Here is a 19,311-nt window from a genome sequence, read left to right on the forward strand (position 1 = left end):
AACGCGCTCTTTGCTGTACCGTTCGGGAACGCATATACGAGCCCGGTCACTACGATAGCAGTATGACTGACAGCGCCGCTGCGGAGTCGGCCTGGTTCGCAGCCGTCGATGGGGACGACCTCGACGATCTCGAGACACTCGACTCCCTCGACACCGTCGAGACCGATACCCGCGACTCCACCGCCGTCACCGCGATCCGCGACGGAACCGCAGCCACACCCGAAGACTGGCCAGCACTGGCCGTCGAAGCCGGTATTGCTGACGACGAAAACGAGTACTACGACCTGCTGCACACGGCGACGATGGCAGCCACTCGCGCCGCCGTTACCGAGCGCGAAGCCGCCGACGACCGCCAACTCGTCCACGCCGTCCGTGCCATGGACGACTGCGAGCGCACCGCTAACGAACTCGCCGAACGCCTCGCCGAGTGGGCCGGCACCGTCGACCCCGACGCCGGCACCGGTACCGCGTTCGCCCAGGAAATCGTCACTGGCGAGCACGCACTCGAGTCCGGTCACGAACCAATTGCTTCCCTGGCCGAACGCGTCGTCGACCTCGCGGACGAAGCCGACGACCTCCGGGAGTTCGTCGAACGCCAGACGCCAACTGTCGCGCCAAATCTCGCCGCCCTCGCCGGACCGGTGCTCGGTGCCCGACTGCTCTCGCTGGCGGGTGGACTCGAGTCCCTCGCGAAGAAGCCAAGCGGGACGATTCAGGTGCTGGGGGCGGAGGACGCGCTGTTCGCCCACCTGCGCGGGCACGCGAGTTCGCCCAAGCACGGGATCATCTACATGCACGACGCGGTTCGCGGGACGCATCCGGACGAGCGCGGCTCTGCGGCCCGGGCCGTTGCAGGAAAGCTCGCCATTGCCGCGCGGGTCGATCACTACTCGGGTGAGCGCAAGCCGGAACTGGAGGCGGAACTCGAGGAGCGCATTGAGACGATTCAGGCGCGGACGACTGGAGGCGATAATAACGACGACACTGCCGGCAACAACGCCGAGAACGGAGGCGATACCGATGAGTAACGCTCTCCCCGACGGCGTCGAGCGCCACGCGTTCGGCGGCGGCGGTGGCGATGGCGATGACAACGACCGCCTCGCCACCCGCGGCGAGCCCGTTTACGGCGAACCGACCGACGGCGAGTGGCGCGCCTGGGATCCCAGCCGCTCGAAACTCGGCGCGATGCTCGAACTCGAGATGGAGACGAACCTGGCGGGCGGCGACACCGTCCTCTATCTCGGCGCGGCGAGCGGAACGACGGTGAGCCACGTCGCGGACTTCGCCGGCCCAACCTACGCCATCGAGTTCGCGGCTCGGCCAGCCCGAGACCTCCTCGAGGCGGCGGCCTCGCGCCCGCGGCTGTTCCCGCTGCTCGCGGACGCCCGCAAGCCAGACACCTACGCCCACGTCGTGGAATCGGACGTCGACGTCATCGTTCAGGACGTTGCCACGCGCGGGCAGGCGCGGGTTGCACTCGAGAACCGGCAGTTCCTCGCGGACGACGGCCGACTGCTGCTGGCGGTCAAAGCCCGAAGCGAGGACGTGACGCGTGACCCGGCGGCGGTGTTCGACGACGTGCGCGAGGAGTTGGGTGCTGAGTACGAGGTACTCGAGACGAAGTCCCTGGAGCGGTATCATGCGGATCATCTGGGGATCGTGGCGCGGCCGCTGTAGCTGTCGGGTGCGGAGTAGTTGTCGGGTAGGGAGGGTGGTAATGCAAATGGCGGTGGCAGTGACAGTGACAGTGGCGGTGCTGGAAGTGCCGGCGACACCAGCAGTTTCGTTCGTGTTACAGAAAACCCATATATANGGTAATGCAAATGGCGGTGGCAGTGACAGTGACAGTGGCGGTGCTGGAAGTGCCGGCGACACCAGCAGTTTCGTTCGTGTTACAGAAAACCCATATATAGTGCTGTCCGACACTCACCAAGAGACGAATGAACGGACCGTGCGACCGACGAGCGTTTCTGGCGAGTGCAGCGACGGGGAGCATGCTCGGACTGGCGGGCTGTCTCTCCGGCGATGCTGAACAGGTGAGTACCGACGACGTGACGCCGTCGGTTCCGTCGGCCGATCCGAATGCAGACGTTTCCTGGGAGTCGTTCCAGTACGACGCGGGGAACACCGGTCACGCGCCGGGCGTCGGCCCGACGACAGAGGTAGAGACACTGTGGGAGTTCCCGACAGACAACAGTGTCTACAGCAGCCCCGCCGTCGTCGACGGGACAGTGTACGTCGGCAGCATGGACGGCTCACTGTACGCACTCGAGTCGGACACCGGCGACGAGCACTGGTCGTTCGCGACTGGCGAGTCGATCACGAGCAGTCCGGCAGTGGTCGATGGGACTGTCTACATCGGGAGTATGGACGGAACGGTGTACGCGCTGCCGGCAGACGAGGACGGAACGCAGCCGGAGCCGACGTGGACGTTCGGGACCGGTGACGGCGTCGCCGCGAGTCCGACCGTCGCGGACGGCGTCGTCTACATCGGCAGCAACGATGACCACCTCTACGCGCTCGACGCCGACGACGGCGAACTGCTGTGGGCGTTCACGGCCGAGGACTCGATAATGCGCGCGCCTGCGGTCGCAGACGGAACTGTCTATTTCGGGAGCACGGACCACTCGCTCTACGCGGTCGACATCGATACGGCAGCGGACCAGTGGCGCGAAGGTGCTGCCGATGACGAGACTGACAATCCGATCGACGAACGCTGGCGCGTCGAAACGGACGACCGAATCCAGAGCAGACCGACCGTCGCAGACGGCGTCGTCTACGTCGGGAGCAACGACGATCTGCTGTACGCAGTCGAGGCTGACTCGGGCGATATCCGGTGGACGTTCCAGACTGGCGGCTCGGTGACGGCGAGTCCGGCTGTCACGGAACACGCGGTCTACGCCGCGAGCTTCGACAACTACGTCCACGCCCTGTCACCAGCTGCGGGGCCGGAACCAGACGACGATGACGAGACTGCGAGTCCCGAGACGTACTTCTGGGCCGAGAGCGGCTTCCAGGGCGTCCGAAGTAGTCCAGTCGTCGTCGGCGACGCGCTCTACGTCGGGAACGAGGACGGCACCGTGCGCTCGCTCTCGGCGGAAACGGGCGAGACGAACTGGCAGTTCACGACCGAGGGCTGGGTCGCCGCCAGCCCCGCGGTCGTCGACGGCGTCGTCTACGTCGGCAGCGGTGACGGGTCGGTGTACGCACTCGCCGAGACGGACAGTAGTTAACTACCACTGCCCGGCTCACGACCGCCAGTACGCCCGCGTCAACAACACGAGCACCGGGAACAGTTCTAGCCGGCCGATCCACATGTAGAGGATCATGAGCAGCTTCGACGACTCGGGGAAGTCGCCGTAGCCCGCCATCGGGCCCACAACACCGAACCCGGGGCCGATATTTCCGAGCGTTGCGATGGAGGCGCTGACGAGATCGATCGTCCCGATATCGTATCCGATGCGTGCCGTGTCGACTGCAAGGAGCAAGATGCCGACCAAGAATATCGCAACGTACAACAGCGTAAACGCGTAGATTCCGCGAATTGCATCCTCGTCGAGCACCTGCCCGTTCATGCGGACCGGGCGCACCGCTTCCGGGTGAATCGACGTGAACACTTCCCGGCGTAGCGACTTGAGAATTACCAGCCAGCGAAGCATCTTGATCCCGCCACCCGTCGACCCTGTACTGCCGCCCAGGAACATCACGAACAGCAAGAGCGCCTTTGCCGGCCCGCTCCACCCGTCGAAATCGACGCTCGCGTACCCCGTCGAGTTCGTCAACGACACGACCTGGAACGCCGCGTGGCGCAGGCTGGACTCGAGTCCCGTCTCGGGGCCAACGTCGCTGGCCGTAACTGCGAGCACGGCGGCCAGCACCAGCGTCATAGCAGTAACGGCACCGAGGTAAAATCGGAACTCGGTATCGTCGAGGAGCGCCGTGCGGTCGCCTGCGAGCATGTGCCACCAGAGGACGAAATTGACGCCAGCGATGAACATGAACGGAATCACGAGCCACTGGACGGCCGGCGAGAAGGCAGCCATGCTGTCGGCTTCGGGGGAGAATCCGCCAGTCGGTAGCGTTGTAAAGCCGTGGGCGATGGCGTTGTACGCGTCCATCTCCGGCGCGTAGCCCGTGAGGTGGAGGCCGTATAGCAGTGCGATGTATACCAGCGTAAAGCCGATGTACGCGAGCCAGAGCACGCGAGCCGTCTCGGCGATGTGTGGCGTGAGCTTCGAGACACCGGGGCCTGGCGTCTCGGCTTCCATCAGTTGTGCGCCACCGACGGCCAACTGTGAGAGGATTGCGACCGCGAGGACGATGATTCCCATCCCACCGAGCCACTGTGTGAGCTGTCGCCACAGCATGATCGCGTGGGAGTGTTCCTCGACGGAGATCGTCTCCATCACCGTCGCACCGGTCGTCGTAAAGCCGCTCATACTTTCAAAGAGCGCGTTGACCGGATGTGCAATCGCGCCGGTTCCCGCGAGAACGTACGGTAGCGCGCCGAAGATCGCCGCGAACAGCCAGGTGAACGCCACGACGAAGAACGCTTCTCGCGCACCAGGTGTCGGGTTCGGATCGAGTCGACGCAGGAGGAGGCCGAACCCAGCAGTACCGACCATCGAGACGACGAACACCCAGAGATCCTCGCCGCCATACAGCAGGGCGGTGACGATCGGCACGACGAACGCAATCGAAAGCAGTGCAAGTAGCGTCCCCACCAGCGCCAACCCGGAACGCAAGTCGACGTGGAGGCGACGCATTAGATCACCCGCGAGACCTCATCCAGAACCGCAGAATCGACGAAAACGATGACGTGGTCGCCGGGTCGAACGACCGTCGTCCCACGCGGGGTGACGAGACGACCACCGCGTGAAATCGCGCCGATAACGACGCCGTCCGGCAGATCGTTCGTCGCAGTGGCGATTTCACGGCCCGCCAGCACGCTCTCCGGCCCGACTTCGATTTCGATGACCTCCGCCCGGTCGTGCTCGACCATCGCGATCTTCTCGGTGTGGTCGTTCCGGGTGAACCGGATGATCTCCTCGGCGGTCACCTCGCGGGGATTGATCGCGACGTCGATACCGACCGTCTCGAAGAGTTCGGCGTACTCGAGATTCTCGATCACTGCAACGGTTCGGTCGACACCGAGTCGGCGCGCGAGCAGGGAGACGAGAAGGTTCTTTTCGTCGCCGTCGAGCGCTGCAACGACGATATCCGCCTCGTCGACGTGTTCGCGCGCGAGGAACTCGGCGTCCGTGGCGTCGTTTTCCATCACCATCGTGTTCGGCAGGGCTTCGGCGCACTCGCGAGCGCGGTCGTGATCCTGCTCGATCAGCCGCGGGTTGAACCCGTGTTCTTCGAACTCGCGAGCGGTCTGGAAGCCGATTTCGCTCGCACCGACGATAACGACCTCGTCAGCGTCGGTGTCGTGGGTACAGACGATGTCGTCGGCGAACCCGGTCACGGAGTCCGGACTGCCGATAACGACGACGCGGTCACCGGAACGGATGTGCGTGTCACCAGTCGCGACGATCATCCGATCCTCGCGGAAGAGTGCCGCGAACGTCAGCGAATCGTACTGGTCTGCCTCCTGCACCGTTTGGCCGGCAACCGGACTGTTCGGGCCGATCTCGAACTCGGCCATGCGGACGAGTCCGCCGGCGAACATCTTGACGTCGTGTGCGGCCGGTAAGCCCGAAATCCGGAAAATTGTCTGGGCGGTCAACAGATCCGTACAGACCATGAAGTCGACCCCGAACGCACCCTCCGAGCCGGTCCACGTCTCGAGAAGCGTCCGTCGTCTCACCCGAGCGATCGTGAAGGTGTCGCCGTTTGCCTTCGCTGCCCCGCAGATGACGACGTTCGACTCGTCGTCGTCGGTACAGGCAATCACCAGCCCAGCGTCGTCGAGGCCGGCCTGACGAAGCGTCTCGAGTTTGGTTCCATCCCCCTGAATTGCGAGCACGTCGAGCGCGTACGTGAGTTCCTCGACTGTCTCGCCGTCGCGGTCGACGACGACGACATCGTGCGATGATTCTAGATTGGCGGCGATCGAACGGCCGACCTCACCAGCGCCTACAACGATTACGCGCATCCCGCACTCACCTCTGCCATGCCAACATCGTCTCTCATGGAACGTAGTGTACCCATCGGTTGTTCACCGTTCGAGTCGTTGGACCAGTGCTTGCCGGAACGTTCGGGGCGTTCTGGTCTCTCCTCGGGCCATGAGGACCGTTCCGTCGTGTTCCTGTTCGAGTTCCTGCGGAATCGATCCGTACAGTGCCTGTGCAACCGTGCTCGTTCCCGTTGCCCCGACACAGATGGTGTCGTAGGTGAGCACCGCTTCGAGGAGTGTATCCCGGACATCGTCGTCGACGACGACGCGGGCCTCGTATTCGTCGTCCATAAGATCGGCCGATGTCGCGACATCCACGATCGTTTCGCGGCCGATCGCAGTCGGGTCGAGCGCGGTGCCGTCTGTTGTGTCCGCATCCGCATCCTCGTTCTCGACTTCACCGTCACCCTCGCCCTCAACTGTATCCTCCGTCACACTATCGTCCGTTGCTCCCATCCCACCGTCCCGTTCCACCGGCGGCTGCACGTTCAACAGCGTCACCGAACTCTCGGGGAACGCTCGCCGAAGTTCGCCTGCCCGGCGCGCAGCAACGGGTGCGTGGGGTCCGCTCCCGGCAAGGGCAACGATGTCCCCCGGCTCCTCCGTGGGATCGCGAACGAGCGTCACGTCACACGGAGCGCGCTCGAGTACCGGATCGATTGTCGAGCCAAAGAGCACGTCTCGGCGACGACGCTCACCGGCCCAGCCGAGGACGATGTGAGCCGCCTCCTCTTCCTCGAGTACCGAGAGAATCGTTTCGCCCGCGTTTCGGCCGACGATCGCGCGAGTTCTTATATGCACGTTTAGGTCGTCGGCGGCCTCGATGGTTCGCTCGAGGAGTTTGTGCTGGTTTTCGACGCGCTCTTCTTCGAACTCGATCTGCGACGGCGAGGTTTGTGGCGGGACCTCGATGACGTTGACCGCGACGAGTTCGGCATCCTGGTCCTGGCTCGCAGCGCTCGCAGCAGCGTATCTGATCAGTGGCCGCTGCGTTTCGGGGTTCGAAACGGGGACGACGACGCGGTAGACGTCGTTCTCCGGGCGTTCCTCGTCCGCCGGTGCGACGGCTTCACCGATTAACGTCGTCGAAATCGCCTGTTCTTTCGCGTAGAAGACGTACCAGCCGATGCTGACGAGAATAATGCCGACGCCGATCAGCTGCACGGTAAGGGACATCTGGACCAGTACGACGAGACACGCGACGAAGCCAAGTATCGGGACGAGCGGATACAGTCCCGACGGAATCCGGAAGTCCGGATCGTACTCCGCCGGCTCCGCACGTCTGAGAACGACGACCGCAATGTGGACGAGCGCGTACGTGATGAGGAACATGAAGCTCGCCACGTCCGCGAGCGTGTCGATCGGGAGTGGGCTTGCGATCAGTGCGAGGATGATTGCCCCTGTCGCGAGAATCGCTCGGTACGGCGTCCGATACCGGTCGTGAATGTCGTTGAGCCAGTTCGTCAGAATCTGATCTCGTCCCATCGCGTAGTTGACCCGCGCAGCCGAGAGGATCGACGCGTTCGCCGAAGAGATCGTCGCCAAAATTGCGCCGGCGATCATCACGACCGAGCCAATCGTGGCGAACTCGAGTGTGTACTCGCCGACGGTGAGCGAGCCAAACATGCCTGCGGCGGTCGCGGCGACGTCTGCGACGGGCACGTCGGAGGCTTCGAGGTCTGGGACTGGGAGGAGACCGGTACTGACGAGCATGACGAGGACGTACAGCGCCGTCGGTGTGAGGACGGCCGCGATCATCGACAGCGGGAGGTTCCGTCCCGGATCTTTGATCTCCTCGGCGCTGGTGGCGACCACCTCGAAGCCGATGAACGCGACGAACACCGTGCCGACCGTAGCGCCGACGGCTCCCCAGCCATCCGGTGCGAACGGATCGAGGAGCGTCGCGTCGATACGCGTGAGTCCGACGGTGATGAAGACGAGAATCAGGAGGACGAGCAGGACGACGATGACGTTCTGGAGCGAACCGGTTTCCTTGACGCCCCGGTAGTTGACCGCGACCAGAAGTGCGGCCATGCCGAGTGCCGCGACGACGACGGCGGGCGCACCCGAAGACTGATCGAGGAGGTACTGGCCGAAGCCGAGCATGTAGAACGCGGTCGCGAACATCAGTCCGGCCCACATACCCCAGCCGACAATCGTGCCGAAGAAACTGCCGAGTGCGTGGTTGACGTAGTAGTAGCTGCCGCCGGCTTTCGGCATACCAGTTGCCAGTTCCGAAAGCGAAAGCGCCGCAAACAGTGCGACGAGTCCACCGACCGCGAACGAGATCATGCTCGCGGGACCGGCGCTTTCGGCGACGATACCCGGCAGAACAAAAATACCGGCACCGATCATGGTGCCGAGGCCGAGCGTGTAGGCTTCGAGGAAGCCGAGGTCGCGTGCGAGTTCCTGATCAGACATAGGCACGGACACCTCCGTAGATACCGAATAGAGAGAAAAGATACCACGTATGTTTGGGGATCGAAAGGGCACTCATATACTGAGATACTGAACACCACTCTTTGTTAAGTGTATTGACTGAGCAGGCCGGTCGATTCGAACCAGAGAGTCCGGGCTGCTATCCGCGGTTTTCCTCGATGACGGCGGTGTGACGGCAGTGAGACGGTCGACTATTTTGCTCACATGACATACGACCGGACTGCATTTTGGCGGTCTCTCCTCCGTGATCGGGCAACTATTTTGAGTTGTGCCATATTGAGTGGCCTGTATTTTCGATTCCAAAACTAGGTAGACTTATATTACTGAATCAGAAATAGTGTCATCAGTGTCCAATATGAGGCCACTGACGACAGACCACAGACGACAGCGACAACGAGTACACGACCGGTACACCGGGAGGAAACGATGACTAATTCCCTGATCGAACAGCTCCTGGTCCCGATCGCAAACGAGCGGGATGCACGCGCGACGTGTGACGCACTCGAGTCGGTCGTCGACGACGGGGTCGAGACGATCACCGTAGTCCATGTACTCGAACAGACAAGCGGTTATCCCGACAAAGCGCCGTTCGAGGCGCGAGCAACGGCGGCTGAGTCGATCTTCGAAATCGTCGAGACGTGGTTTCAGGGTGGTCCGGAGATTCGTCGCGAACTTCGGTACGGTACCGATGTCGTCGAGGAAATTATCACGGCAGCGGAAGCGGTCGACGCATCCGCTATCGGATTTGCCCATCAGCCGGAGAGTCGGCTGAAGCGACTGCTGTCGAATACGGAGTCGTATCGCCTGATCACCGAGAGTGAACAGCCCGTCCTCGTGTTTTCACGGGTCGAATCGGCCGGTTCGGACGAAACGCAGACTGATTCGGAGGCATAAGAGATGTACATCGTTATCGTTGGCGCAGGAAGTATCGGCTCGAATCTGATCGACCTCGCGGTTGCGGACGGCAACGACGTTGTCGTTATCGAAGACGACGAGGAACGCGCAAACGAAGTCGCGAGCGAGTACGACTGTCTCGTCCTCAACGCGGACGCGACGACGAATAGCACGCTCAAGGATGCCGAAATCGGCCGTGCTGATGCCGTCATTACGACGACGAACGTCGACGCGGTCAACATCATGGTCATGCTGCTCGCACAGGAACACGACGTTGCGAACCTCGTCAGCGTGGTTCACGATCCCGAAAACCTGCCGGTGTTCGAGAAGATCGGCGTTACACTCATCGAGAACCCACAGCGACTGATCGCCGATTATCTCTACCACTCGGTTCGGTACCCCGGCGTCAGCGACTTTATCGACCTCGAGGACGACACGGAACTGGTCGAGTTGACCGTCACCGAAGACGCACCGATGAGCGGGCAGCGACTCCGGACGGCCACTGAGTCCGGACGGCTCCCGGACGGTTGTCTCGTCGTCGCGCTCAAGCGCGGTTCGGAGATCCGACCACCGAAAGGCGATACGTCGATTCGGGCGGGTGACCAGGTGACGGTGTTCACAGACGATGTTTCGCTCGCAGATGCGGTCGCGGCGTTCACCGGTGAGCACTGATTCCGATGCAGTTCAGTACCGTCGGGCGGGGCGTCGGCCGCATCGTGCAGGTCGTCTCGCTCATGGCATTTCTCTCGATTCCAGTCGCCGCACTCAACGGCGAGTACTTCGCAGTGCCAGCGTTCGTCGTCTCGGGTGTGTTCATGTTCGCTATCGGGACGGCCCTCGCACGCGGCTTCGCGAACGCGCCGGACCCCGGAACGCTTCACGGAATGCTCATCGCGGCGAGCGCGTGGGGCGTCGTCGGTGTCCTCGGCGGCGTACCGTTCCTTCTGATCGCATGGACGATCACTGTGGACCCACTTCCAGCGTGGATGAACACGCCAGCGATCAACGACACGACGGCTGTCTTTCGAGCGCCGCTCAACGCAATGTTCGAAAGTATGAGCGGCTTCACCAGCACCGGGCTGACGATGGCTGCCGTCGAAGACGACCTCCCGCGGTCGCTACACTGGTGGCGCTCGTTCACAGAGTGGGTCGGCGGCGTCGGCGTTATCGTTCTGACCGTCGCCATTCTCGCGCGACCTGGGAGCGGTTCATTGACGCTCTACCAGAGCGAAGCCCGATCGGAGAAGATTCATCCCAGCATCGTCTCGACGGTTCGGGAAATCTGGAAGCTCTACCTCGGCTTTACCGCTGCAGCCATCGCGCTGTTTCTCGCCGTCGGGATGCCACTCTGGGGGGCGATCAACCACGCGATGACCGCCATCGCCACCGGCGGTTTCTCGATCCACGCCGACTCGATCGGTCACTACGGGAGTCCGTTGATCGAGTACGCTGTTATCCCGGTGATGGTCGCCGGCAGCATCGCGTTCCCGATTCATTATCTCATCCTCAAAGGTGAGCTTCGAAATATCTACGCCGATATTCAGACCAGATGGGTCTTCATCTGGTTCAGTATCGGCTCGATCGCACTAACTGCCGTCCTGTTGCTGACCGACCAGTACGAAACCGTCGAAGAGGCCTTCCGTATCGCGCTCTTCCAGTTCGTCTCTGCAACCTCGAACACCGGTTTCGGTACTGCGACGATTGGCAACGGCACGGAACAGGCCTGGACGGCCGGTGCAACGTTGCTCGTCTGTCTCGGCATGCTCACCGGTGCCGCCGCTGGCTCGACCGTCGGCGGTCTCAAACTCATCCGCGTCGCCACACTGCTCAAAGGCACCCTCTGGCAGATCCGAAGCATCTTCTCCCCGGATACGGCGATCAGAAAGCTCCGCCTCGGTAAGCGGACACTCTCAGAAACACAGGCCCAGCGAGAGTACACCGAAGCTGCCGTCGTCTTCGTCCTCTGGATCGTGTTCCTCATCGTCGGTGTCGCCGTCCTGCTCTGGACGCACTCTCCGGAGCACCCAGTCGAGTACGTCATCTTCGACGTGATGAGTGCACAGAGCAACGTCGGCCTCGATGCGGGCATCACTGGCCCGGAGATGCCCGAGACGGCCAAAGCGATGTTGTTCTTCAACATGTGGATTGGGCGACTCGAGATCATTCCGATTGCGGTGTTGTTCGGTGCGCTCTTCCGGACCGCTGGACTCTACGAGTGAGAGATAGTGAACTCACACAGCTGTCGTATATTTTGAAGCGATAAAATATCGGTCGTAGAATTCGGAATCGTAACCTAGACACTAATATATCTGCGTATCGTCAGCATCGATCGAGAACGGTACGCGACAGATGATAGCCACTCACGCAGTGAAGTCGTCTCAGTCTGCCATCGCAGCACCAGGGGGTGAACCGCGCTGAGCGGATGGATTGATGACAGTACAACAACTCCGTCGTGTAATCGTCCCGGTCGCAAACGAGACGGATGCACGACGAACGTACGAATCGATACGACAGCACGTCGCACCAGACGTGTTGATCCACGTCGTTCACGTGATCGAGAAAGCGGGGGGTGCACCCGACAAAGCACCACTCGGTGCGCGTCAGCGCCAGGCAGAAACGGTTTTCGAGCAGGCGCTCGAGACACTCGAGCCGACTGGATACGAGGTTGAAACCGAGCTCAGGTACGGGCGGGACATAATTGACGAAATTCGGACTGTCGTCGACGAACACGATGGTGCCGCCATCGCGTTCGTGCCTCGGGAGAGCAGCCGTCTTCTCCGAGTACTCACCGGCGACAAGACGCGACGACTCGTGACAGTGGGAGATGTTCCAGTACTCGTCCTCCCGGAGGAAGTATCGTGACGGTCGACATCTGTTCGCCGGAACCGGCGGGTCACTGTCGTGTCCGCTCTCTGTGTACGGTAGACCGTCCTGATGACGCAACTCGTCAGCTTCGAGAAAAACTGACAGACACAACGGTGCACACGATGCGCCAGTTACTGAACTGACCATTTTCGATGCGAAAACCAACCGACTTCAAATTAGGCGATAGAAAGTACCGTAGATATATATTCTGTCGTCACGCAGAAAGGGACATGGGAGATGGGTCCGGAGGCAGCTATCGCCTTGACGAAATCGATCGGCGAATCATTTACGCGTTGATGTCCGACGCGCGAAACACGTCGGCCCCCGCCATCGCAGAGCAAGTCAGCGTCTCCGGTGCAACGATCCGCAACCGGATCGCCCAACTCGAAGAACACGGCATCATCGACGGCTACCACGCGACCGTGGACTTCGAACACGCCGACGGCTCGCTAATGAATCTCTTTCTCTGTCACGCATCCTTCGGCGAAGTCGAGGGTGTCGCCCGTCGAATCGGGACGATTCCAGGCGTGATCAACGTCCGCGAACTCATGGGCGGGCACATGAACCTCCACGTCCTCGCTGTCGGCACCGACACCGCCGACCTCCGTCGCATCGGACGCGAACTCGAGCAACTAGACGTTGCAATCGAAGACGAGTTCCTCATGCAGACTGAGCACGACTTCCCCTACACGCCCTACGGCCCTGCGGATGGTCGCCGCCGGGAACCGCTCGCAGACTACATCAGCCTCACCGGCGGCGCGGAAGTCGTCGAAATTACCGTCCACGAAGACGCCCCGATCGCCGGCCGCACACTCGAGTCGGCAGCCGACGACGACGTCTTAGAAGACGAGACACTCGTCGTCGCAATCGAGCGCGACGATACGGTCATCACTCCTCACGGAGATACCGAAATCAGGCCACACGACGTGGTGACCGTCTTCTCACCGGACGGGACGAACGAACCGGCACTCACTGCCTTCCGCGGGCCTGATGGCACTGCACACTCGCCGACACGACCGAACTAATATACTACGATGTCACTCGACAGGCTTCTTCCGTCGTTCTTGCAACGAGAACGGGCGGATGACAGACCGCCGGCCGACGCGGATGGAGTGGTCCTCCACGAGTGTCGACACTGTGGGTCGAAGTTCGAGGAGTATCCCGAGACGTGTCCGGTCTGTGGCTCGACGGAAATTGCCACCTACCAGTTCGAATCTGACGATACGGACGACGAACACGAGACTGACGGCAACGAGGACGACGATGAGACCGGTGATACTGCGGGTGCAGATGCAGGCACAGACACAGACACGGACACGGACGAAGAGAGAGACAGCGTCGATCACGCGACGGATACGACGGACACAACGGACGCAGCGCAGGAGAATACGGGCAACCGCGACGACTCCACAGACGACGCAGAGACGAACACCGGTACAAACGGCATCGAGGATAACGCCGGTCACGACTGACGTAACGGCGCATCGATTGTGGGTCGTTCCAGCCTCGAAGCACACGTGACCGTTCGTCGGCGGTGAACAACCGAATTAGCGGATACCGACCGTTCCAGGAGTCTGGGAGACCGACCTCAGGTGACTGCGGTTCAACGGCTGTATCCAGTCCCAACAGCTATCCGATCCGTTGTGGAACCGCAATGCGGAATGTCAAACTACACCACAATCGGTGACACACTCGAACAGACAGTCGAGCGCTATCCCGACCGAGACGCGATTATCGATCCCCGTGCAGAGCAGCGCTTCACGTACGCCGAATTTGACGAGCGCGTCAATCGCGTCGCGAACGCACTCCGAGAGCGCGGCATCGAGAAGGGTGACCGCGTCGCGACGGTCCTGCACAACAGCAACGAGTTCGTTCTCACCGTCTACGCGTGCGCGAAGATTGGTGCCGTCTTCACGCCGCTGAACTTCCGCCTGCCGGGCGGTGAGATCGAGTACATCGTCAACGATGCCGAGGCAGAGCTGCTCGTCTTCGAAGGTGCAACGCGCGAGGCCGTCGAGGCTGCCCGACCCGCACTCGAGTCCGTCGACGACTACGTCTACATCGACGAGGATGTCCCGTCGTATGCGACCGCGTTCGACGAGGTACTGGAGTCCGGTGCAGCCGACCCACCCGAGGTCGACGTGGACGAGGACGACGCCTACGCGTTCATCTACACCTCGGGGACGACGGGGCGGCCGAAGGGAGTGGTTCACGAACATCGGAGCATGGTGGATCACAACCTGCTGTGTATCGCCGAGATGAACGTGACGCGCGACGACGTCGGACTGTCGGTAATGCCGTTGTACCATTGTGCAGAGTTGCACTGTAACCTGTTCCCGCGCGTCCAGCGAGGTGCGACGACCGTTATCCACCACGAGTTCGAGCCCCAGGCGGCGCTCGAGGCGATCGAGGAGTACGATGTCTCGCTGCTGTTCGCCGCGCCGACGGCCTGGAACGCGCTCTCGCTGACCGCTGCCGAGTTGGATGTCGATGTCTCCTCGCTGCGAATCGGGTTGTACGGCGCTGCGCCGATGCCCGAACAGGTACTCGAGAACTGCCGGACACAGCTCTGTGAGGACTATTTGCAGGCCTACGGCATGACCGAAATCGGACCCGCAGGTGTGATCCAGCGACCGGCGGACCAACTCGAGAAGCAAGGCTGTGCGGGACTACCGGCGCTCAACCACGAGGTGCGGATCGTCGAACCGGATGCGGACCCGGACGAGCACGTTTCACAGGGTGAGATCGGCGAGATACTCATCGCCAGTCCGTGTACGATGCGCGAGTACTGGAATCGGCCGGAGGCGACTGCGCAGTCGCTTCGCGAGCACCAGGGGACGACCTGGTACTACACCGGCGATCTGGGCTATCGCGACGACGACGGCTATCTCTACGTGGTCGACCGAAAGGACGACATGATCGTCTCGGGCGGCGAGAACATCTACCCGGCCGAAGTCGAGGATGTGCTGTTCGCCCACGACGGCGTCGAAGAGGCCGCTGTGGTCGGCGAACCGGACGAAGAGTGGGGTGAGCGGGTCGTGGCGTACGTCGTCGGCGAGAATGGAGTGGACGCGACCGGACTGGATGCGTACGCACGCGAGAGCGAGCAGTTGGCCGATTTCAAGCGCCCGCGGGAGTACGTCTTCGTTGACGAGTTGCCGAAGAACCCGAGCGGAAAGGTCCAGAAGTTCAAGCTTCGCGAGCCAGTGGATGCAACTGGTTCAGTGTAGCGGATAACTGGGGCAATATTAAATGTCAAATGCTACATTTCAAATATTGTTTCACAGACCCCTATAAAACTCATACAAGTATTACTACCAGAACGGCGTGAAACACTCTATAAGAGACATAACGTTATATTTTGGTCTGTGAGGACTAATAGTTTTCTACCTAGTTCTACTTTGTATAATACTATCGTCTTCTTATTGCTAATCGAAACAACATGGTATTTGCCTCTGAAAGGGCAGACACCACAATGAGTGATAAAAGACGGAATAATTCGAGGAAGAATTGCTCGTTAAAACGGCGTGAGATATTGGCCGCTTCCGCAGTTGGGGGGCTAGCTCTCACAGGAGCCTACACAGTCGGCGCAGCAGAAACCGAAGACGCACAAACGTCTTTTGTATCAGATTACGATATTGTCAACTGTGGTAACTGGCAATACCAGAGCCCGCACTGCCCCGAATCCACTGATGACGGACCTAATATGGACGATGTCGGCACTGAATCTTCTGAATGCTGGACTGAAACCGAATGTCGGAGTGGGGCCGAATACACTCGAGAGTGCTGTTTCGAACCGTATTTCTACCATACTGACGACGACAGCCATCAAGGTACAGGACCTGGTGGCAGTTTACTTGAGGGCAATCTCGCTACAACCGTCACCAACCTCGGTAGTGCAATAGGTGGTCAGTGGGAAGAGACAGCCAGTGGGAAGTGGCAAACTGACTTCGCTGTCCACAGCGGATACGACGTAGTCGTTGCGGATGGGAATAGCACTGCAGACGGCGATCCAGCCTACGTGATCGAAGACTTCGAAACTACGATCTCGGTGGGGACGCAACCCGCGTATATCCATACGTACACAAACATTCACGACCCTGAAGACTGGGTTGGAGCAACTAGAGATCTAGACGAATTCCAGAGCTACGATATTGCAGACTATGTAAAAGAAACTGGAACTTTTGCGATCACTTTCTTCACAGGTCGACTTCCGATTATCGGGGACGCAATTGGTACAATGGACAGTGTCGCAAGCTACGCGAACACGATGTCCAACATGCTGACTCACGATCCAACTGGTGGACAGTCGATCGATCTTGAGTACGATATGGAGCTAACGGCTACGTTCTCACCATGGGTACGGTTCAGACTCGACGAGATGGATCCCAGCCAACAGGTAACAATCGATATTTCGGATTCAAATCGATTCGGCGTCGATACAAATCTCTCCTTCTCAATCCAGGCTCCCGATGAAAATCCACTCAAACTCGCGGAGAAGAGTGAGGTAGAACTCGAAGACCGTGGTGTTGAACGATACAAGATCGGCGATCTACGAGAACAAAAAACCGAGTACCGGCCCGAAATGACGGACTCCGACATCATTCATGTGAAAGAATAAATCTATAGAATTAGGATTTCTATTCAGGTGATTGAATGATCTCACCATCATTATTAACAAAGGCAGGCGATAGAACTATTAAGTAATGCAGTTGAAAGTTCGAAAAATTGATAAGACAGAGACATCATGAATCGTCGATATATACTTAGTTCGATAGGAACTACAACTGGAACACTGCTCGCTGGCTGTCTCTCAGACGAGAGTGGAGAACCAACGGCATCACCTGCTCTCGTAGAGGTCGCAAACAAGACCGGCGAGTCACTCGAAGTGGAGGTAACGGCACGGAAAGAAGGTACGTCAGTGCACGACGAGCGATACACGATCAGAGAGGTGCGAGTAAACGAGCGCGACGACATCGGCGAATACGCGGATATTGATGGAGTCCAGATCGTCGAGGACTGGATGGAGGATCCAGCAGAGTACGAGTTCGAATTCAGGATTCCACAGCACGGATTAGAGGCCACGTTCAGCAGTTCGGATTCGATTGGCGAGTACGAGAACGCACACCAGAGTGAACTGGACGGAGAGTGTTACTTCGTTCGAGTCACCATTGGAGACGAAGCACAGCCCGATACCGCACGGGTAGACGCAACTCCGGAACGCATTCTTGTCGGAGCAGAAGTCTATCATCACGATATATTCGACCGCTCACACGCTGGTGATTGCACCTGACATCCTTCAACCCGGCATGCTGTCCGTCACAGGGTGTGTACTGTGGCATGTCCGTCGATAGAGACAGGCCAGCACCTCGGCGCATCCCAAGCGAGTCGAGCTATACGACCGGTGACACCTACGCTGCCGACTCCAAACCGTATTTACTGTCACAGACGAAACGTCCAGACGATGGAACGCGGGTCGCCGGATTCGTTCACGCGCATGGGCACGCTGGGGATCGAAGAGGAGTGTTTCGTCGTCGACGAGCACGGTCGACCCACGAGCGGTACCGACGAACTCGTCTACGACCACGACCCTCCGGAGATCCTCGCCGACAGACTCGACCACGAACTGTTCAAGTTCGTCATCGAGACCCAGACACCGCTCATCGAGGATCCCAACAATGCCCGCGAGCTACTCCTCGAGATCCGTCGTGCGCTGGTCGATCACGCCGAGCGCCACGGCTTTCAGATCGCCGCCGCGGGCCTCCACCCGCTCGCGCGCTGGCGGGAACTCGAGCACGCCGAAAAGCCGCGATATCGCGCGCAACTCGATCGCATTCAGTACCCACAGCATCGCAACACTACCGCCGGCGTCCACGTCCACGTCGGCGTCGACGACGCCGATAAGGCCGTTTGGATCGCCAACGAACTGCGCTGGTACGTTCCGATTATGCTCGCGCTCTCAGCGAACTCGCCGTACTGGAACGGCTTCGACACCGGCCTGCAGTCCGCACGCGCGAAACTCTTCGAGGGGCTTCCGAACACCGGGATGCCGACCTACTTCGAGGATTACGAGGACTTCGACCGCTTCGAGCGCCGGATGCTCGAAACCGACTCGATCAACGACCGCGGCGAACTCTGGTACGACGTGCGCCCGCACACCGAACACGGCACCGTCGAACTCCGCACACCGGACGGTCAGGCTGATCCCGATATCGTGATGGCGTTCGTCGAGTACGCCCACGCACTCGTCGAGGCGCTGGCCGAGGAGTACGAGGACGGCACCCCCAGTTCGCGCCACCGACGCGAACTACTCGACGAAAACAAGTGGCGCGCACTGCGCTACGGCCACGACGCCTCGTTTATCGACCGCGGTCTCGAGGGTACCGTCGACCTCGGCGAGGTCGTCGACCGCGAGTGTGCCCGCCTCGGTATCGACGGCATCCGCGAGGTCTACGAACGCGACAGTGGTGCCACCAGACAGCGCCGGCTACTCGAGTCCGGTGGGCCGGACGCGCTCTGTGATTCGTTGCTGTTGGGGACGGAGTAGCGACCACAACAGCGGTGCTGTTGGGTTCGAAAAGTAACTGTTAGCAGTGGCGGTTAGTTGTCTTCGTCGTCTTCGTCTTCGTCGCCGTTTTCGTCGTCATCGTCGTCCATGTCATCATCGCCGTTTTCGTCATCGTCTTCATCACCGTTCTCGTCTTCGTCGCCGTTCTCGTCATCCATGTCGTCATCATCATCGTCCATGTCATCGTCGTCGTCCATATCGTCGTCATCGTCGTCCATGTCGTCATCGTCGTCATCAACCGGATCGTCATCGTCCGCGGGGTCGTCACCCGGATCGGCCGGGTCATCCGGGTCCTCTGGGTCGTCGTTACAGCCCGCGAGTGCAGCAGCGCTTACTGCACCGCTGAGTGCGATCAGTCGTCGGCGTGTGAGTCGGTCGTCCATTGTCAGATCCTCGCTTCCATACCGGAACGGCGACCACCAAT

17 protein-coding genes are annotated in these 19,311 nt (G+C 60.5%); 13 read left to right on the plus strand and 4 right to left on the minus strand.

The annotated features are described in order from the left end of the window. The first annotated feature begins 62 nt into the window (after nt 1-62). The 3 genes from C483_RS03370 (at nt 63) to C483_RS03380 (ending at nt 3,233) form a co-directional block, all read left to right on the plus strand. On the plus strand, nt 63-1,028 hold the full coding sequence (locus C483_RS03370) for an NOP5/NOP56 family protein (protein ID WP_006651946.1): 966 nt from the start codon (nt 63-65) through the stop codon (nt 1,026-1,028). Beyond that, complete coding sequence (locus C483_RS03375) at nt 1,021-1,677, plus strand: fibrillarin-like rRNA/tRNA 2'-O-methyltransferase (RefSeq protein ID WP_006651947.1); 657 nt, start codon at nt 1,021-1,023, stop codon at nt 1,675-1,677. The genes C483_RS03370 and C483_RS03375 overlap by 8 nt, the downstream gene beginning before the upstream one ends. 263 nt (nt 1,678-1,940) lie before the next feature. Then, nucleotides 1,941-3,233: an outer membrane protein assembly factor BamB family protein gene (locus C483_RS03380; protein WP_006651948.1), complete on the plus strand. Its 1,293-nt coding sequence runs from the start codon at nt 1,941-1,943 to the stop codon at nt 3,231-3,233. A gap of 15 nt (nt 3,234-3,248) precedes the next feature. On the opposite strand, the gene C483_RS03385 is transcribed toward C483_RS03380, so the two are convergent. From C483_RS03385 to C483_RS03395, 3 genes are all read right to left on the minus strand, one after another. After that, nucleotides 3,249-4,766 carry a TrkH family potassium uptake protein gene (locus C483_RS03385; RefSeq protein WP_006651949.1) on the minus strand — a complete coding sequence of 506 codons (1,518 nt, stop codon included), beginning with the start codon at nt 4,764-4,766 and terminating at the stop codon, nt 3,249-3,251. Continuing rightward, a complete protein-coding gene (gene trkA, locus C483_RS03390) occupies nt 4,766-6,100 on the minus strand; it encodes a Trk system potassium transporter TrkA (protein ID WP_006651950.1) in 1,335 nt (444 codons plus the stop codon). The genes C483_RS03385 and trkA overlap by 1 nt, the downstream gene beginning before the upstream one ends. Nucleotides 6,101-6,163: 63 nt before the next feature. Then, nucleotides 6,164-8,542, minus strand: a complete 2,379-nt coding sequence (locus tag C483_RS03395; RefSeq protein ID WP_006651951.1) for an amino acid permease — start codon at nt 8,540-8,542, stop codon at nt 6,164-6,166. A 444-nt stretch (nt 8,543-8,986) separates the two neighbouring features. Between C483_RS03395 and C483_RS03400 the strand changes: the two genes are divergently transcribed. The 10 genes from C483_RS03400 (at nt 8,987) to C483_RS03445 (ending at nt 18,866) form a co-directional block, all read left to right on the plus strand. After that, nucleotides 8,987-9,454 (plus strand): universal stress protein, encoded by a 468-nt coding sequence (locus tag C483_RS03400; protein ID WP_006651952.1) that lies wholly within the window; start codon nt 8,987-8,989, stop codon nt 9,452-9,454. Nucleotides 9,455-9,457: 3 nt separating this feature from the next. Next, complete coding sequence (locus C483_RS03405) at nt 9,458-10,126, plus strand: potassium channel family protein (protein WP_006651953.1); 669 nt, start codon at nt 9,458-9,460, stop codon at nt 10,124-10,126. Nucleotides 10,127-10,131: 5 nt separating this feature from the next. Beyond that, nucleotides 10,132-11,673 (plus strand): TrkH family potassium uptake protein, encoded by a 1,542-nt coding sequence (locus C483_RS03410; protein WP_006651954.1) that lies wholly within the window; start codon nt 10,132-10,134, stop codon nt 11,671-11,673. A gap of 211 nt (nt 11,674-11,884) precedes the next feature. After that, nucleotides 11,885-12,316 (plus strand): universal stress protein, encoded by a 432-nt coding sequence (locus tag C483_RS03415; protein ID WP_006651955.1) that lies wholly within the window; start codon nt 11,885-11,887, stop codon nt 12,314-12,316. Between the two features lie 233 nt (nt 12,317-12,549). After that, on the plus strand, nt 12,550-13,344 hold the full coding sequence (locus tag C483_RS03420; protein WP_006651956.1) for an Lrp/AsnC family transcriptional regulator: 795 nt from the start codon (nt 12,550-12,552) through the stop codon (nt 13,342-13,344). Between the two features lie 9 nt (nt 13,345-13,353). Then, the gene (locus C483_RS03425) at nt 13,354-13,791 is read left to right on the plus strand and encodes a hypothetical protein (protein WP_006651957.1); all 438 of its coding nucleotides are present in this window, start codon (nt 13,354-13,356) and stop codon (nt 13,789-13,791) included. Between the two features lie 189 nt (nt 13,792-13,980). Beyond that, nucleotides 13,981-15,549, plus strand: coding sequence for a fatty acid--CoA ligase (locus C483_RS03430; RefSeq protein WP_006651958.1), 1,569 nt, complete (start codon nt 13,981-13,983; stop codon nt 15,547-15,549). 212 nt (nt 15,550-15,761) lie between these two features. Then, on the plus strand, nt 15,762-16,940 hold the full coding sequence (locus tag C483_RS19820; RefSeq protein WP_152419818.1) for a hypothetical protein: 1,179 nt from the start codon (nt 15,762-15,764) through the stop codon (nt 16,938-16,940). 300 nt (nt 16,941-17,240) lie between these two features. Then, entirely contained in the window at nt 17,241-17,612 is a 372-nt protein-coding gene (locus C483_RS03440) for a hypothetical protein (RefSeq protein WP_241431466.1), read from the plus strand. A 171-nt stretch (nt 17,613-17,783) separates the two neighbouring features. After that, the gene (locus C483_RS03445) at nt 17,784-18,866 is read left to right on the plus strand and encodes a glutamate--cysteine ligase (RefSeq protein WP_006651961.1); all 1,083 of its coding nucleotides are present in this window, start codon (nt 17,784-17,786) and stop codon (nt 18,864-18,866) included. A 53-nt stretch (nt 18,867-18,919) separates the two neighbouring features. On the opposite strand, the gene C483_RS03450 is transcribed toward C483_RS03445, so the two are convergent. Next, nucleotides 18,920-19,270 (minus strand): hypothetical protein, encoded by a 351-nt coding sequence (locus tag C483_RS03450; protein WP_006651962.1) that lies wholly within the window; start codon nt 19,268-19,270, stop codon nt 18,920-18,922. Nucleotides 19,271-19,311: the final 41 nt, after the last annotated feature.

The sequence above is a fragment of the Natrialba hulunbeirensis JCM 10989 genome (assembly GCF_000337575.1).
Taxonomy (GTDB): Archaea; Halobacteriota; Halobacteria; order Halobacteriales; family Natrialbaceae; genus Natrialba; species Natrialba hulunbeirensis.

Excerpts from the sequence above, each read along its gene's own strand:
- C483_RS03370 (WP_006651946.1), top strand. The coding sequence starts at position 63 with ATGACTGACAGCGCCGCTGCGGAGTCGGCCTGGTTCGCAGCCGTCGAT.
- C483_RS03375 (WP_006651947.1), top strand. The coding sequence starts at position 1,021 with ATGAGTAACGCTCTCCCCGACGGCGTCGAGCGCCACGCGTTCGGCGGC.
- C483_RS03380 (WP_006651948.1), top strand. The coding sequence starts at position 1,941 with ATGAACGGACCGTGCGACCGACGAGCGTTTCTGGCGAGTGCAGCGACG.
- C483_RS03385 (WP_006651949.1), bottom strand. The coding sequence starts at position 4,766 with ATGCGTCGCCTCCACGTCGACTTGCGTTCCGGGTTGGCGCTGGTGGGG.
- trkA (WP_006651950.1), bottom strand. The coding sequence starts at position 6,100 with ATGCGCGTAATCGTTGTAGGCGCTGGTGAGGTCGGCCGTTCGATCGCC.
- C483_RS03395 (WP_006651951.1), bottom strand. The coding sequence starts at position 8,542 with ATGTCTGATCAGGAACTCGCACGCGACCTCGGCTTCCTCGAAGCCTAC.
- C483_RS03400 (WP_006651952.1), top strand. The coding sequence starts at position 8,987 with ATGACTAATTCCCTGATCGAACAGCTCCTGGTCCCGATCGCAAACGAG.
- C483_RS03405 (WP_006651953.1), top strand. The coding sequence starts at position 9,458 with ATGTACATCGTTATCGTTGGCGCAGGAAGTATCGGCTCGAATCTGATC.
- C483_RS03410 (WP_006651954.1), top strand. The coding sequence starts at position 10,132 with ATGCAGTTCAGTACCGTCGGGCGGGGCGTCGGCCGCATCGTGCAGGTC.
- C483_RS03415 (WP_006651955.1), top strand. The coding sequence starts at position 11,885 with ATGACAGTACAACAACTCCGTCGTGTAATCGTCCCGGTCGCAAACGAG.
- C483_RS03420 (WP_006651956.1), top strand. The coding sequence starts at position 12,550 with ATGGGAGATGGGTCCGGAGGCAGCTATCGCCTTGACGAAATCGATCGG.
- C483_RS03425 (WP_006651957.1), top strand. The coding sequence starts at position 13,354 with ATGTCACTCGACAGGCTTCTTCCGTCGTTCTTGCAACGAGAACGGGCG.
- C483_RS03430 (WP_006651958.1), top strand. The coding sequence starts at position 13,981 with ATGTCAAACTACACCACAATCGGTGACACACTCGAACAGACAGTCGAG.
- C483_RS19820 (WP_152419818.1), top strand. The coding sequence starts at position 15,762 with ATGGTATTTGCCTCTGAAAGGGCAGACACCACAATGAGTGATAAAAGA.
- C483_RS03445 (WP_006651961.1), top strand. The coding sequence starts at position 17,784 with ATGGAACGCGGGTCGCCGGATTCGTTCACGCGCATGGGCACGCTGGGG.
- C483_RS03450 (WP_006651962.1), bottom strand. The coding sequence starts at position 19,270 with ATGGACGACCGACTCACACGCCGACGACTGATCGCACTCAGCGGTGCA.